The following is a 14167-nucleotide window of genomic DNA, read 5'->3' as shown; positions in this document are numbered from 1 at the left end:
CCTTCACGCCCGCAGTGAAATAGGTTTGCAGGCCAAGCAGTTTGTACGCGGCGACGATCAGGCGATTAAGCCCCGGCTCCGACTGGCCGATCTCGGACAAAAACATTTTCTTGTCTTCTTCGTCCATGTCGGCCATCTCGGCTTCCATCTTGGCGCAGATCGCCACGACCGGCGCGTTTTGCGCCTTGGCGTAAGCCGTCAGGCGGTCAAGGAAAGGATTGTTTTCAAACCCGTCTTCGGCCACGTTGGCGACAAACATCGCGGGCTTGGCGGTGATCAGAAAAAACTGCTGCAGCAGCGGCAACTCTTCCTTGCTGAATTCAATCGTGCGCACGGGTTTGGCTTCGTTCAGCGCAGCCTGGCATTTCTCCAGAATCGCCACCAGCTTGATCGATTCCTTGTCACCCGAACGCGCAGTCTTGGTCACGCGGTGCAGCGCCTTTTCAACCGCTGCCAGGTCAGCCAGGCACAGCTCGGTCTGGATCACCTCGATGTCCGAGATCGGGTCAACCTTGCCGGCGACGTGAATCACGTTGTCGTCTTCAAAACAGCGCACCACATTGACGGTGGCGTCGGTTTCGCGAATGTGGGCGAGAAACTTGTTGCCCAGCCCCTCGCCTGTACTGGCGCCGGCAACCAGGCCCGCAATATCGACGAACTCGACGATGGCGCGCTGGATTTTCTGCGGACTAACGATAGCCGCCAGCGCATCGAGCCGCGCGTCAGGCACCTCGACGATGCCCACGTTGGGCTCAATCGTGCAAAACGGATAGTTTTCAGCCGCGATGCCCGCCTTGGTCAAGGCATTGAACAAGGTGGATTTTCCGACGTTGGGCAAGCCGACGATGCCGCACTTCAAACTCATGAGAAACCTTCAAAAACAGGGGTAGAAGTGTATTCGATGCGGCCCGGCCTGGTCGAAGCGGTAGTTTGCGCTCACGCGCTGGCCCACCTTGAGCAGGTGCTCAAGGCCCTGCAAAACGATGGCATTCATGCCAAAGGTCAGGGCGCCATTGACGCGCGCATCCTGGCGGTAGCTTTGCAGCAGGTCGCCCACCTCGGGGCTGCTGAGGCCGGTGGCCGGGTCAATATTGGGAATCGGGCAACGCGGACAGGGCTTGACCGGCCTGAGCTGCACCGCGCCCTGCGCCGTGGCGATCTGCAGCAGCTCGAGCCGGTCTTCGTCATGCGGCGCCAGCTCGCTGCCCGCCGCGGGGCCCAGCACAATGTTGGGCCGAAAGCGCTCCATGCCCACCGCAGCCGCGCCCTGGGCCAGCAGCCTGGCATTGAGATGATCCAGCGAGGCCTCGCTGATCACCAGCAGCGGGAAGCCGTCGCTGAACTGGTTGAACGCCTCCACACCCTGCGTCCATTGCAGGCTGCTGACGCGTTTGTGTTCGGGATCAAAGCGCACCAGGCGCGCCGGGCTGCCCAGAAAATCGCTGAACCACTGCGCGGCGATGGCGCCCATGTCGTAAGCATCGACCTCATCGTCCCAGACCCGCACCCGCGTGGGCGCCTCCACCTGGTCCAGCGCGATATGCAGCGCCAGCATGCCGGGGGCGCGCAGCACCATTTCAAAGTGCTTGAGCTGCGGCCGGATCAGTGCCATGCGCGGCAACTCGCGCTGCGTCAGAAAATTGCCGGCCCCATCGACCACCATCCAGGCGCGGTCAAATTCGAGACCCGTCTCTGTCAGCACGGCCTCGGGCACGCTGACCGCCGCGCAAGACTTGACCGGGTACACATAGAGCCGGGACACCACGGCGGCCAGGTCTGAAGGGTTGCTCAATGAATCGCTCACATCTGCCCAATTCTGGTAACAAGAAGCATGCACGGCCGCCAGCGTGGCCCCACAAACCCTCGATTTTGCACTGCCTTCTAAAATGGGGCATGTCCAAGCCTTTTGATGTCTGTATTCGCGGTGACGGGATCGTCGGCCGCACGCTGGCCCTGCTGCTGGCGCGCGAGCGCCTGCGGGTGGCGCTGGTGACCCGGCCACCCGGCGACGCCGCCGCGCCCGCCGCTGCCGATGGCCATACCGATGTCAGGGCCTACGCGCTGAACAAGGCCTCGCGCCAGTTGCTGGAAACCCTGCGCGTCTGGCCCGAAGCCCCATTTGCCACGCCGGTGCTGGCAATGCAGGTCTGGGGCGACGACGGCGGCCAGCTTGACTTCAGCGCGCGCAGTGTCGGCGAGGCGGCGCTGGCCTGGATTGTGGATGTGCCGGCGCTGGAGCAGCAGCTGATTCAGGCGCTGCGCTTTCAGCCGCAGATTGAAACCGTGCAGGCGCCAGTGGCCGCCGCGCTGACCGTGATCTGCGAGGGCCAGAAAAGCCGCAGCCGCGATGAATTCGGCCCCCAGGGCGGCGCCAACTGGAGCGTCAAGCCCTATCCGCAAAAAGCCATCGCCGCCCGGCTCGAACTCGGCAAAGCGCATGGCGGCGTGGCACGCCAGTGGTTTGGCCGGGGCGACATCCTGGCGCTGTTGCCTTTGTCCGGCGCCGACGGGAACTCTGCGGCGCTGGTCTGGTCTGTCTCTACGGAACGCGCGGCAATGCTTGGCAACCTGCCGCCGCAGGAGTTTTGCGACGCCCTGCAGGCGGTTTGCGGACACGAAACCGGCACGCTGAAGCTCATCAGCGAGCGCGCCAGCTGGCCGCTGGCGCTGTCCAATGCGCAGCACTGGGTCGGGCCGGGCTGGGCGCTGGCCGGCGATGCGGCGCACACCGTGCACCCGCTGGCCGGCCAGGGCCTGAATCTGGGCCTGGCCGATGCGGCTGGGCTGGCGCAGGTGCTGGCCGCGCGTGAATACTGGCGCGGCCTGGGCGATGAGCGCCTGCTGCGCCGCTACGAAAGGGCGCGCAAGGCCGACGTGGCGACCATGGGCACGGTCACCGATGGGCTGCACGGCCTGTTCGCGCAAACCGACGGACGCTGGCAGGTTTTACGCAACTGGGGCATGAAAGGCTTTGCCCGCAGCCCGCAGCTCTTGAGCTGGGTGGCGCGCCAGGCGGCGGGTCGATGACGATGCGGGAACGCTCGGTAACAAGGAACGGAACATGAAATTATTGAAATCGATCACCGTGCTGAGCCTGCTGGCCTGCAGCCTGGGCGCGGCATCGGCCCAGGAGGCGGTGATTCGCAAAAACCTGGCCGAACGGCTGCCCAACCTGCCCAAAATCGACGAGGTCAGCAAGACGCCGATGAACGGCCTGTATGAGTTGCGCGTCAATGAGAGCGACATTTTTTACACCGACGCCGAGGGCAACTTCCTGATCCAGGGCCACCTGATCGACACCCGCAACAAGCGCAACCTGACCGAGGAGCGCGTCGACAAACTCAGCGCGATTGACTTTGGCGCGCTGCCGCTGAAGGACGCCTTCACCGTGGTGCGCGGCAACGGCAAGCGCAAGCTGGCGGTGTTTGAAGACCCGAATTGCAGCTACTGCAAACGCTTTGAGCGCGATCTGCAAAAGGTCAGCGACGTGACGATTTACCTGTTTTTGTACCCCATCCTGGGCCCCGATTCGACCGACAAGGCCAAAAGCCTCTGGTGCGCCAAGGACAAGGCCAAGGCCTGGACCGACCTGATGGTGCGCGACGTGGCGGTGACCAAGGCCAGCTGCGACACCGCCGCGGTGGAGCGCAACGTCGACTTTGGCCGCAAGTACAAGATCACCGGCACGCCGACCCTGATTTTTGCCGACGGCTCGCGCGTGCCGGGCGCCATCAGTGCCCAGCAGGTGGAAAAGCAGCTGGGCGGCACCAAGGCCCCGTAAGCCCGCGCGGGGGCCTGGCAAGCCCGGTTTGATGATCAAAAGTGCTTCTAGCCCTTACAGAATGCGCGCCTATAGCTATTATTTTTATAGCAACGTCGCCGTTTTTGGTGGCGTGATTGCGGGCAACACGAGCTGCGGTATTCTTTGTGCAAGATGCCAGCCACCGCCCCCACCCGCCCCAAGCCGCCCAAAACCCTCCAACCCCGGCAAGCGCTGCACTACCGCATCGAGATCGGTGAGCTGCACGCCCACCTGTTTCGCGTCACGCTGACGATTGCGCAGCCGGCCGCGCTGCAGCAGGTTGCCTTGCCGGTGTGGATACCGGGCAGCTACCTGGTGCGGGAGTTTTCCAGGAACCTGCAGAACCTGCGGGCGCAGCAGGGCCCGCGCGGCGCACAGGCGGCGTTGGAGGTGAAGCAACTCGACAAATGCCGCTGGCAAATCGCCTGCGACCCGGCCCGGCCGCTGCTGCTGCGCTACGAGGTCTATGCCAATGACAATTCGGTGCGCACCGCCTGGCTCGATGCGCAGCGCGGCTTTTTCAACGGCACCAGCTTGTGCCTGCAGGTGCAGGGCCAGGAACAGTCCGAGCACCTGCTGGAGTTGCCGCCGCCCACGGCCGTCAAAGGCTGGTCGCTGGCCACCGGCCTGACGCCGCAAAAAATCAACCCGCAGGGCTTTGGCCGCTATCTGGCCGCCGACTACGACGAGCTGGTCGACTGCCCGGTGGAGATGGGCCCGTTCTGGAGCGGCAGCTTCAAGGCCTGCGGCGTGCCGCACCGCTTTGTCGTGGTCGGTGCCGCCGCCACCCTTGACGGGGCACGCCTGCTGGCCGACACCCAGAAAATCTGCGAGACCGAAATCCGCTTCTGGCATGGCAGCAAGACGAGCCCCCACGCTCCGCCGCCAAGCGGGTCGCTGCCCCCCGAGGGGGCGCTTGTTCCCTTGGGGCGGCCCGGCGGTAAAAAGCCGCCGTTCAAAAACTATTTGTTCATGCTCAACGCGGTCGACGAGGGCTATGGCGGGCTGGAGCACCGCAACTCGACCGCGCTGATCTGCAACCGAAAAGACCTGCCGCGCCTGGGCGAAGCCAAGGCGCCCGAGGGCTACACCACCTTGCGCGGCCTGATCAGCCATGAATACTTTCACACCTGGAATGTCAAGCGCCTGCGCCCCGCCGAGCTGGCCAGCTACCAGTACGGCCACGAGAACTACACCGAGCTGTTGTGGTTTTTCGAGGGTTTCACCAGCTACTACGACGACCTGCTGCTGCGCCGCGCCGGCCTGCTTGACAACGCGGCCTACCTGAAGCTGCTCAACAAGACCATCAACCAGGTCCTGCAGACGCCGGGGCGGCGGGTGCAGTCGGTGGCGCAGGCCAGTTTTGATGCCTGGGTCAAGTACTACCGGCAGGACGAGAACACGCCCAATGCCACGGTCAGCTACTACACCAAGGGTGCGCTGGTGGCGCTGTGTCTGGACCTGACGCTGCGCTCGGAAAACCGCTCGACGCTGGACGAGGTGATGCGCGCGCTGTGGCAGCGCTGCAAGGCCGGGGCTATGCGCGAGGCCGACGTGGCCGAGGTGCTGCAGGCGCTGGGCCAGCGCTCGTTCGCGCCCGAGCTGGCGCAGTGGGTGCATGGCCGGGAGGAACTGCCGCTGGAGGAATTGCTGCTGCAACACGGTGTCGCGGTGCAGCACGACCCGGCCCAGCTGGCGCAACGCCTGGGCCTGCGCGTGGGCGAAAGCGCCGGCGTGCAGATCAAGACCGTGCTGCGCGGCGGCGCGGCCGAGCAGGCCGGCTTTGCGGCCGGTGACGAATGGCTGGGGCTGGAAGTGGGCGGCGCCGGGCCGGCCGCGCGGGCAGAGGGCTGGCGCATGAGCCGGCTCGACGACCTGTTGCTCTACGCGGGCACGGCCCAACAAGTCACCGCCCTGGTCGCGCGCGACAAGCGCCTGCTGCGGCTGACGCTGACCCTGCCGCCGGCCGAGACCACCTGGCGGCTGACGCTGCAAAACGCCGCGCTGGTCGATCAGTGGCTGGCGCCCAAGGCCTGAAAAGCCCGCCTCGGATCGCCTTATTCGCCCCTGAAAACCGCCGGCCGCTTTTCCAGAAAAGCCGTGACGCCTTCCAGGTAGTCATGGGTGCGGCCCATGGCCGACTGCAGGTCCCGCTCGGCGTCGAGTTGCTGGTGCAAGGTGCGCGTCGTGCCCTCGCGCAGCAGGTGGCGGGTGGCCACCAGCGCCTGCGTCGGCAGCCCGGCCAGCCGCTGCGCCAGCGCGGTGGCGGCGGCCAGCGGGTCGTCCGCCACGTCCCAGATCATGCCCCACTCCTTGGCCTGCGCGGCGGGCAGCTTGTCGCCGGTCATCGCCAGTGCCAAGGCGCGGGCCAGGCCCAGCTTTTGCACCAGCAGCCAGCTGCCGCCGGCATCGGGCACCAGGCCGATCCTGCTGAAGGCCTGAATAAAGCTCGCGCCCGGCGCGGCCAGCGCGATGTCGCAGCTCAGCGCCAGCGAGGCGCCCGCGCCCGCCGCCACGCCATTGACGGCCGCCACCGTCGGCATGCGCAAGTTCATCAGGCGGCGCGCGGTCGGGTTGAAGGCCTGGTCAATCAGCGGGCCCGGGTCGGCGCGTTCCACCCGATTCGGTCCCGGTTCAAAATCAAACTCCGCCAGGTCGGCACCGGCGCAAAAGCCGCGGCCGGCGCCGGTAATCACCAGTGCCCGGATCTGGCGGTCGGCCTCGGCCCGGTCCAGCGCCGCCCACAGGTCATGGTGCATTTGCCGGGTAAAACTATTGAGGGCCTGGGGCCGATTCAGCGTGAGCACCACCACGGCGCCCTGGCTGGCGTATAACACCGCCGGCTCGGCGGCCGTATGGGAAGGGGTTTCGGTCATGAGATTCTCCTGCCTGAAATCTAGCACTTCAGGTCCTCTGCCGCCACGCGCGCGCCGGGCCATGGCATGATTCATTTCCCGGAAAAAAGGAGCGCACCATGAGCTACGAAACAATTGTCACCGCCACCCAGGGCCCCGACGCGCGCCAGGTCGGCATCGTGACCCTGAACCGGCCCAAGCAACTCAATGCCCTGAACAACCAGCTGATGGACGAACTGGGCGCGGCGCTCAAGGCCTTTGACGCCGACGACAGCATCGGCTGCATCATCCTGACCGGCAGCGAAAAAGCCTTTGCCGCCGGCGCCGACATTGGCGCCATGGCGCAGTACAGCTTTGCCGATGTCTACAAGCAGGACTACATCAGCCGCAACTGGGAGCAGATTCGCGGCATCCGCAAGCCGGTGATTGCCGCCGTCAGCGGCTTTGCGCTGGGCGGCGGCTGCGAGCTGGCCATGATGTGCGACTTCATCATCGCCGCCGACAACGCCAGGTTTGGCCAGCCCGAGATCAAGCTCGGCATCATTCCCGGCGCGGGCGGAACGCAGCGCCTGCCGCGCGCCGTCGGCAAGGCCAAGGCCATGGACATGGCGTTGACCGGCCGCATGATGGATGCGGCTGAAGCCGAGCGCGCCGGCCTGGTCAGCCGCGTCGTGCCACTCGACAAACTGATGGACGAGGCGCTGGGCGCCGCCTTGATGATTTGCGGCTACGGCCAGCCCAGCGTGATGGCGGCCAAGGAGGCGCTGAACCGCTCCTTTGAAAGCGGCCTGAGCGATGGCGTGATGTTCGAGCGGCGGCTGTTTCATGCCCTGTTTGCCACCGACGACCAGAAAGAAGGCATGGACGCCTTCATCAACAAGCGCAAGCCCGAGTTCAAGAACCGCTGAATTGGTCGCTATAATGTCGGCCTGATGGTGATATAGCTCAGTTGGTTAGAGCGCAGCATTCATAATGCTGATGTCGGTGGTTCAAATCCACCTATCACCACCACCTCATTTCCCATCCCAAAGCCCCGCAGGTGATTTCCTCTGGGGCTTTGTTGCTTGAGGCGGGCTTTGGCGGCGGGTTTTGCCTGCTGGCCCGGCTTTTTTTGACCATTACAGCCTCTGGACACACACCATGAACCGCTGCACCCCTTCCCTTCTGGCCGTCCTGCTGTTGCTGGGCGCCTCGGCCAGCCTCATCCCCCTGACCGCGCAGGCCCAGAGCGAGGCCAGCGTCGCGCCGGGCCTGCGGCAGTTTCCCAAGGCGGCGCTGCGCGCAGAGCTGGTGGTGCTGGCGCCGCCCGAGATCACCCTGAACGGCAAGCCGGAGCGGCTCTCGCCCGGCTCGCGCATTCGCGATGCCAGCGACCAGGCAGTGCTGTCGGGCCAGCTGGTGAACCAGCGCCTGGCGGTGAACTACCTGCGCGACAACACCGGCCTGGTGCAGCAGGTCTGGATCCTGAGCAGTGAAGAAGCCAAAGAGAAACGGGCCGGCTTTGCCGAAACCATTTACAACTTCATCACGGGCGCCGGCAGCAGCGCGGCCCCGGTCGATGACGGCAAGACGCCCTACGACCAGTTGCCGCGCTACCAGCGGTAAAAACCTGTATTTTCCAGTCAAATTGGCCTCTAGCCCTTATAAAAAGGGCAGATGTCGCTATTAATTCAGTAGCAAATCATGAGCAAAAAAGTCTTTATCAAAACCTTTGGCTGCCAGATGAACGAGTACGACTCGGACAAGATGAGCGACGTGCTGCACGCCGCCGAAGGCTACGAGCCGACGCAGGACATGGACCAGGCCGACCTGATCTTGTTCAACACCTGCTCGGTGCGCGAAAAGGCGCAAGAGAAGGTGTTCAGCGACCTGGGCCGCGTCAAGCACCTGAAGGAAAAAGGCGTGCTGATTGGCGTCGGCGGCTGCGTCGCGAGCCAGGAAGGCGCGGCCATCATCCAGCGCGCGCCTTATGTCGACGTGGTGTTCGGCCCGCAAACCCTGCACCGCCTGCCGCAACTGCTGGCCAGCCGGGCCCGGCTTGGCAAGCCGCAGGTCGACATCAGCTTTCCCGAGATTGAAAAATTCGACCACCTGCCGCCGGCCCGTGTCGAGGGCGCCAGCGCCTTTGTCAGCATCATGGAAGGCTGCTCCAAGTACTGCAGCTACTGCGTCGTGCCCTACACCCGCGGCGAAGAGGTTTCGCGGCCGTTCGACGACGTGCTGGTCGAAGTGGCGGGCCTGGCCGATCAGGGCGTCAAAGAAGTCACCTTGCTGGGCCAGAACGTCAATGCCTACCGCGGGACTATGGGCGACACCGCCGAGATTGCCGACTTCGCCACGCTGCTCGACTACGTGTCGGAGATTCCGGGCATAGCCCGCATCCGCTACGTCACCAGCCACCCGAATGAATTCACCCAAAGCCTGATCGACGCCTACGCCAAGCTGCCCAAGCTGGTCAATCATTTGCACCTGCCGGTGCAGCATGGCTCGGACCGCATCCTGATGGCCATGAAGCGCGGCTACACCGCCATGGAATACAAATCCACCATCCGCAAGCTGCGCGCGATTCGCCCCGACCTGGCCATGAGCAGCGATTTCATCGTCGGCTTTCCGGGCGAGACCGACGACGACTTTGAAAAAATGATGAAGCTGATTGACGACGTGGGCTACGACACCTCGTTCAGCTTCATCTACAGCCCGCGTCCCGGCACGCCGGCCGCCAACCTGCCCGACGACACGCCGCATGCGGTCAAGCTGGCCCGGCTGCAGCGCCTGCAGGCCGCCCTTGACGACAGCGTGCGCGCCATCAGCGCCAGCCGCCTGGGCACGGTGCAGCGCGTGCTGGTCGAGGGCGCGGCCCGCAAAACCCCGAACGCCCTGTTTGGCCGCACCGAATGCAACCGCGCCGTGGTCTTCAACGGCCCGGACCGCCTGATCGGGCAGCTGGTCGATGTCCGCATCACCGAAGCGCCGCAGCGCTCGCTGCGCGGCGAGGTGGTGACGACCGACCTTGCCGTGCCGGCCTGAGGCCGCCTGCGCCCGGCTGCCTGCCCATGCTGCAGCGTTTTTCGTTTCGGCAACTGCTGGTTATCGCCTTTCTGCTGATTGCCGCCCTGCTCGGTGCGGCGTCGCTGCGCGCGCTGTTCACGCTGGAAGACCTGACCCTGCAAAGCCGCGACAATGCGGCGCGCGCACTCGATCTCAATGGCGCGGCGCAGTCGCTGGCCGAGCGCAGCGTGGCGATGGAGCGCAGCGCCCGGCAGTCGGTGGTGCTGGACGACCGGGTGCTGCGGGAGCGCTTTCGCGATGAGGCGCGCGAGGCCACCAGCATCCTGACCCGTCTGACCCGGGAAGGCCTGCCGCAAACCCAGGCGCAAAAGTGGCGCACCCATCAGCAGACCCTCACCGGCCTGCTGACCGGCCCGCCCGACACCGCGCTGGAGCGCGAACGCCTGCTGGCCCAGGAGTTTCGCGAGCTGGAGCGGGTCAGCGCGGCGATGGCGCTGCAGGTGCAGCAAACCATCCAGCAACGCAACAAGTCGCTCGAGGACAGGCTGGAGAGCAGCCGCCAGCGCCTGGCGCAGCAGGTGACCTGGGCCATCGCGCTGGCCGTGGCGATGGCGCTGGCCTTTGGCATCTGGTTCACCCGGCCTTTGAGGCGGCTGGAGCAGGCCATCGTCGGCCTGGGCGAAAACCGGCTGGATGATGTGATTGCGATTGCCGGCCCGGCCGATCTGGCGCTGGTCGGCCAGCGGCTGAACTGGCTGCGGCTGCGGCTGGTGGAGCTGGACGCCGACAAGTCGCGCTTTTTGCGGCACATTTCGCATGAACTCAAGACCCCGCTGGCCTCGCTGCGCGAGGGCGTGTCGCTGCTGGAAGACGGCGTGGCCGGTGCGCTGAGCCACGAGCAGCGCGAGATCGCGCAAATCCTGCGCCACAACACCGGCCTGCTGCAGGGCCAGATTGAAGACCTGCTGCGTTTTAATACCGCCGCCTTCGAGGCGCGCCAGCTGCGCCGGCAGACGGTGGACCTGCTGCAGTTGATCGAAGAGCAGGTGGACGCGCAGCGCCTGCAGTGGCGCGCCCGCGAGCTGTCGGTGACGGTGCAGGGCGAGCCGCTGCGGGTCGAGCTGGACGCTGAGAAAATCGGCACCACGCTGGCCAACCTGCTGTCCAACGCGATTCGCTACTCGCCACATCAGGGCCTGATCTTGCTGCAGTTAAGCGCGCTGCCGGGTCTGGCCCGGATCGAGATTCACGACCAGGGCACGGGCGTGGCGGCCGCCGACCGGGAACGGATTTTCGAGCCCTTTTACCGCGGCGAACGCCAGCCGCCCGAGGGGCTGCACGGTAGCCAGCGCGGCAGCGGCATCGGTTTATCCATCGTGCATGAGTACATCGCCGCGCACGGTGGGCGCATCGCCCTGCTGCCAGACCAGCCGGGCGCACACTTCAGAATAGAGCTTCCCCATGTTTCCAAACCCTGATCTTCTGGCGCGCTGCCGCCCCCTGCTGAGCGGCCTTCTGGCGTGGCTGGTGGCGGCGGCCTTGCTGGCGGGCTGCGGCACGGGCCGGAGCAGCCCGTCGGCGGATGCGACGGCCAAAACGGCGCCCTCACCGGCGGCCCCGGCTGCCGCTGCCTCCTCCGGCGCAGCCCGGCCTGGCCCGCCAGCCAACCTGGCCGGCTTGCCCAACACTGACGCGCTGACCTCGGTGCTGGCCTACGCCGACCGCGTCCGCACGCTGCCGCCGGCCGAGTTGGGCCCGGAGGCGGCGAAACTGGGCGAGGCATCGGCACCGGCCGACCAGCTACGGCTGGCGCTGCTGCTGGGCCAGGGCAGGCAGCTGCCTGACGTGGTGCGGGCGCAAGAGCTGCTGACGCGGCTGCTGGGCAATACCAGCGCCGAGGCCCAGGCCCTGCACCCGCTGGCACGGCTGCTGGCCGCCCGCCTGGGCGAGCAGCGCCGGCTCGAAGAGCAGCTTGAAAAGCAGACCCAGCAAAGCCGCGAGCTGCAACGCCGGCTGGACCAGACCACCGAACGGCTGGAGGCGCTCAAGGCGATAGAGCGCAGCCTGCCTAGCCGCCCGCCCGCCGGGCCGGCGCCGCGTCCGCGCTAAGCGCCTCGAAATTCCCGCCATGACCGACCCCACCCCCCCAACGACCGCGCCACTGGCGCCGGCCCCGCATCTGCTGGTGGTCGATGACGACCCCGACATGCTGCGCCTGTTGACGATCAGGCTGACCGCGGCGGGCTACCGCGTGAGCGCCGTCAGCTCGGCCGAGGCTGCGCTGACCCAGCTGCATATCGAGCGGCCGCAGCTGGTGCTCAGCGACGTGCAGCTGCCAGGCCGGGACGGGCTGGCGCTGTTTGACGACATCCGGCTGCAACACCCGTCGCTGCCGGTGATCTTGCTGACCGCGCACGGCACCATCCCCGATGCGGTGCAGGCCACCGAGCGCGGCGTCTTCACCTACCTGACCAAGCCATTTGACGGCAAGGCCCTGCTGGACAAGATTGCCGAGGCCCTGTCGCTGAGCGCGCCGGTGCATGTCGCCAAACGCGGCAGCCCCGAGGCCTGGCAGCACCAGATCATCAGCCGCTCCAGCCGCATGGCCGAGGCGCTGGCCGAGGCGCGGCTGGTGGCGCAGTCCGACGCCAGCGTGATGCTGCGCGGTGAAAGCGGCACCGGCAAGGAGCTGCTGGCCCAGGCGATTCACCGGGCCAGCCCGCGCGCCGGCAAGCCCTTCATTGCCGTCAACTGCGGCGCGATTCCCGAGGCACTGCTGGAGTCCGAACTGTTTGGTCACGTCAAGGGCGCCTTCACCGACGCGGTCGCCAACCACAAGGGCCTGTTTCAGGCGGCCGACGGCGGCACCCTGCTGCTCGACGAGATCGGCGACATGCCGCTGGCGCTGCAGGTCAAGCTGCTGCGCGTGCTGCAGGAGCGCATGGTGCGGCCGCTGGGCTCCAGCCTGTCGCTGCCGGTGGATGTGCGCATCATCTCGGCCACCCACCGCGACCTCGACGCCGCCATGGCCGAGGGCCAGTTCCGGGCCGACCTCTATTACCGCCTCAATGTCGTCACCTTGACGCTGCCGCCGCTGTCGGAGCGGCGCGAAGACATTGCGCTGCTGGCCAACCATTTCCTGGTCAAGCTGGCGGCCAAGTACGACAAGCGCCTCAGCGGCTTTGCGCCAGAAGCCCTCAAAGCCATGACCACTGCGGCTTGGCCCGGCAATGTGCGCCAGTTGTACAACGTGGTGGAGCAGGTGTGCGCCCTGTCCACCACGCCGCTGGTGCCGTTGACGCTGGTGCAGCGGGCGCTGCGCTCGCCCAGCGTGGAGGTGCTGACCCTGGCCGATGCCCGGCAGCGCTTTGAGCGCGACTACCTGGTCGGCCTGCTCAAACTGACCGACGGCAACGTGGCCGATGCGGCCCGACTGGCCGACCGCAACCGGACCGAGTTTTACCGCCTGATGCAAAAGCACGGCCTGACGCCGGGGCACTTCAAGGTCGACGGCAATGCGACTTCGGGAAACTGAGCGTCGCTGATTGGCGACATGCCCAGGCGCTTGATTTCAAACGGTTTTTCCGTTCACAGCCGTGCTGCTGTCGCCGCCCGGCGACAAAATGCCCGGTTTTGGGCGGTTTTGCCGCCCCGTTTCCGGCGACATATCCAATTTTGATCGCAACTCTTTGATTTAAAACGGTTTTTAGAAGCTGGCACAGGGTTTGCCCTAGTGTTCCCATGCCAGCGTTTTTTTCTGCTTTTTGCGTCGCCCTGCCTCGCCCTGGCGCTGCGGCGGCGCACAAAGCTTATGCCGCCCTGTTTAGCGCCGTTTTACTGGCCCTGACCAGCGTACCGGCGCACGCCTTCAACCTGGACGACGTGGTGGAACTGGCCCGCCAGCGCGCCCAGACACCGTTCAAGGCCGCGCCCAGCGCCATTCCGCCGGAACTGGCCAAACTCGACTACGACGCTTTGCGCGACATCCGCTTCAAGCCCGGCAACAACCTGTGGCGCAGCGACAAGCTGCCGTTTGAAAGCAATTTTTTCCATACCGGACCCCGGTCAGACCCGGTTCGCCTGCACGAAATCACGGCCGACGGCGTCAAGCCACTGCCCTACAACGCCGGCAACTTCAGTTTTGGCAACAACAAGCTCAACCCCGAAAAATGGGGCGACCTGGGCTATGGCGGCGTGCGCGCTTTCAGCCCCCTCAATGCGCCTGGCGTGAAGGACGAGCTGGTGGTGTTTCAGGGCGCCAGCTATTTCCGCGCCTTGGGCATGGGCCAGCGCTATGGCCTGTCGGCGCGCGGGCTGGCGGTGGACACGGTGGGTGTCAGCCAAGAAGAATTTCCGCGTTTCACCGACTTCTGGCTGGAAAAGCCCGCGCCCGACGCGAAGCGGCTGACGGTGTACGCGCTGCTGGACTCGCAGCGCATGACCGGCGCCTACCGCTTTGACATCACGCCGGGCGAGCAGACCACGACCGAGGTGCAGGCCC

The 14167-nt window shown here is 65.8% G+C and carries 13 protein-coding genes and 1 tRNA gene; 11 read left to right on the top strand and 3 right to left on the bottom strand.

The annotated features are described in order from the left end of the window. Positions 1 to 865, bottom strand: an 865-nt coding sequence (ychF, locus tag RMO23_RS13400) for a redox-regulated ATPase YchF (protein WP_309682361.1), incomplete at its 3' end; no start/stop codon positions are given. Positions 866 to 874: 9 nt separating this feature from the next. Next, positions 875 to 1792 carry an MOSC N-terminal beta barrel domain-containing protein gene (locus RMO23_RS13395; RefSeq protein ID WP_309682357.1) on the bottom strand — a complete coding sequence of 306 codons (918 nt, stop codon included), beginning with the start codon at positions 1790 to 1792 and terminating at the stop codon, positions 875 to 877. A 101-nt stretch (positions 1793 to 1893) separates the two neighbouring features. Between RMO23_RS13395 and RMO23_RS13390 the strand changes: the two genes are divergently transcribed. From RMO23_RS13390 to RMO23_RS13380, 3 genes are all read left to right on the top strand, one after another. Next, positions 1894 to 3027, top strand: coding sequence for an FAD-dependent monooxygenase (locus RMO23_RS13390; RefSeq protein ID WP_309682354.1), 1134 nt, complete (start codon positions 1894 to 1896; stop codon positions 3025 to 3027). Positions 3028 to 3061: 34 nt separating this feature from the next. Continuing rightward, positions 3062 to 3781 carry a DsbC family protein gene (locus RMO23_RS13385; protein ID WP_309682352.1) on the top strand — a complete coding sequence of 240 codons (720 nt, stop codon included), beginning with the start codon at positions 3062 to 3064 and terminating at the stop codon, positions 3779 to 3781. A 153-nt stretch (positions 3782 to 3934) separates the two neighbouring features. Then, the gene (locus RMO23_RS13380) at positions 3935 to 5839 is read left to right on the top strand and encodes a peptidase M61 (RefSeq protein ID WP_309682350.1); all 1905 of its coding nucleotides are present in this window, start codon (positions 3935 to 3937) and stop codon (positions 5837 to 5839) included. 20 nt (positions 5840 to 5859) lie between these two features. On the opposite strand, the gene RMO23_RS13375 is transcribed toward RMO23_RS13380, so the two are convergent. Next, on the bottom strand, positions 5860 to 6678 hold the full coding sequence (locus RMO23_RS13375; protein ID WP_309682348.1) for an enoyl-CoA hydratase-related protein: 819 nt from the start codon (positions 6676 to 6678) through the stop codon (positions 5860 to 5862). Between the two features lie 98 nt (positions 6679 to 6776). Here RMO23_RS13375 and RMO23_RS13370 point away from each other — a divergent pair, with 98 nt between their 5' ends. From RMO23_RS13370 to RMO23_RS13335, 8 genes are all read left to right on the top strand, one after another. Further along, on the top strand, positions 6777 to 7565 hold the full coding sequence (locus tag RMO23_RS13370; protein WP_309682347.1) for an enoyl-CoA hydratase: 789 nt from the start codon (positions 6777 to 6779) through the stop codon (positions 7563 to 7565). Positions 7566 to 7591: 26 nt separating this feature from the next. Next, positions 7592 to 7668, top strand: a tRNA-Met gene (locus tag RMO23_RS13365). 129 nt (positions 7669 to 7797) lie between these two features. Then, positions 7798 to 8262 (top strand): hypothetical protein, encoded by a 465-nt coding sequence (locus RMO23_RS13360; protein ID WP_309682345.1) that lies wholly within the window; start codon positions 7798 to 7800, stop codon positions 8260 to 8262. Positions 8263 to 8340: 78 nt separating this feature from the next. Next, positions 8341 to 9684 carry a tRNA (N6-isopentenyl adenosine(37)-C2)-methylthiotransferase MiaB gene (gene miaB / locus RMO23_RS13355; RefSeq protein ID WP_309682343.1) on the top strand — a complete coding sequence of 448 codons (1344 nt, stop codon included), beginning with the start codon at positions 8341 to 8343 and terminating at the stop codon, positions 9682 to 9684. A gap of 26 nt (positions 9685 to 9710) precedes the next feature. Then, positions 9711 to 11144: an ATP-binding protein gene (locus tag RMO23_RS13350; protein WP_309682340.1), complete on the top strand. Its 1434-nt coding sequence runs from the start codon at positions 9711 to 9713 to the stop codon at positions 11142 to 11144. Further along, entirely contained in the window at positions 11128 to 11775 is a 648-nt protein-coding gene (locus RMO23_RS13345; RefSeq protein ID WP_309682337.1) for a hypothetical protein, read from the top strand. Before RMO23_RS13350 ends, RMO23_RS13345 begins: the two co-directional genes overlap by 17 nt. A 19-nt stretch (positions 11776 to 11794) precedes the next feature. Further along, entirely contained in the window at positions 11795 to 13201 is a 1407-nt protein-coding gene (locus RMO23_RS13340; RefSeq protein ID WP_309682334.1) for a sigma 54-interacting transcriptional regulator, read from the top strand. Positions 13202 to 13407: 206 nt separating this feature from the next. Continuing rightward, on the top strand, positions 13408 to 14167 hold a 760-nt coding region (locus RMO23_RS13335; RefSeq protein WP_309682331.1), incomplete at its 3' end, for a glucan biosynthesis protein.

The sequence above is a fragment of the Polaromonas sp. genome (assembly GCF_031411155.1).
Taxonomy (GTDB): Bacteria; Pseudomonadota; Gammaproteobacteria; order Burkholderiales; family Burkholderiaceae_C; genus Polaromonas.
The sequence above is the reverse complement of the archived record's forward strand: the minus strand, read 5'-3'. Positions and strand labels throughout refer to the sequence as shown.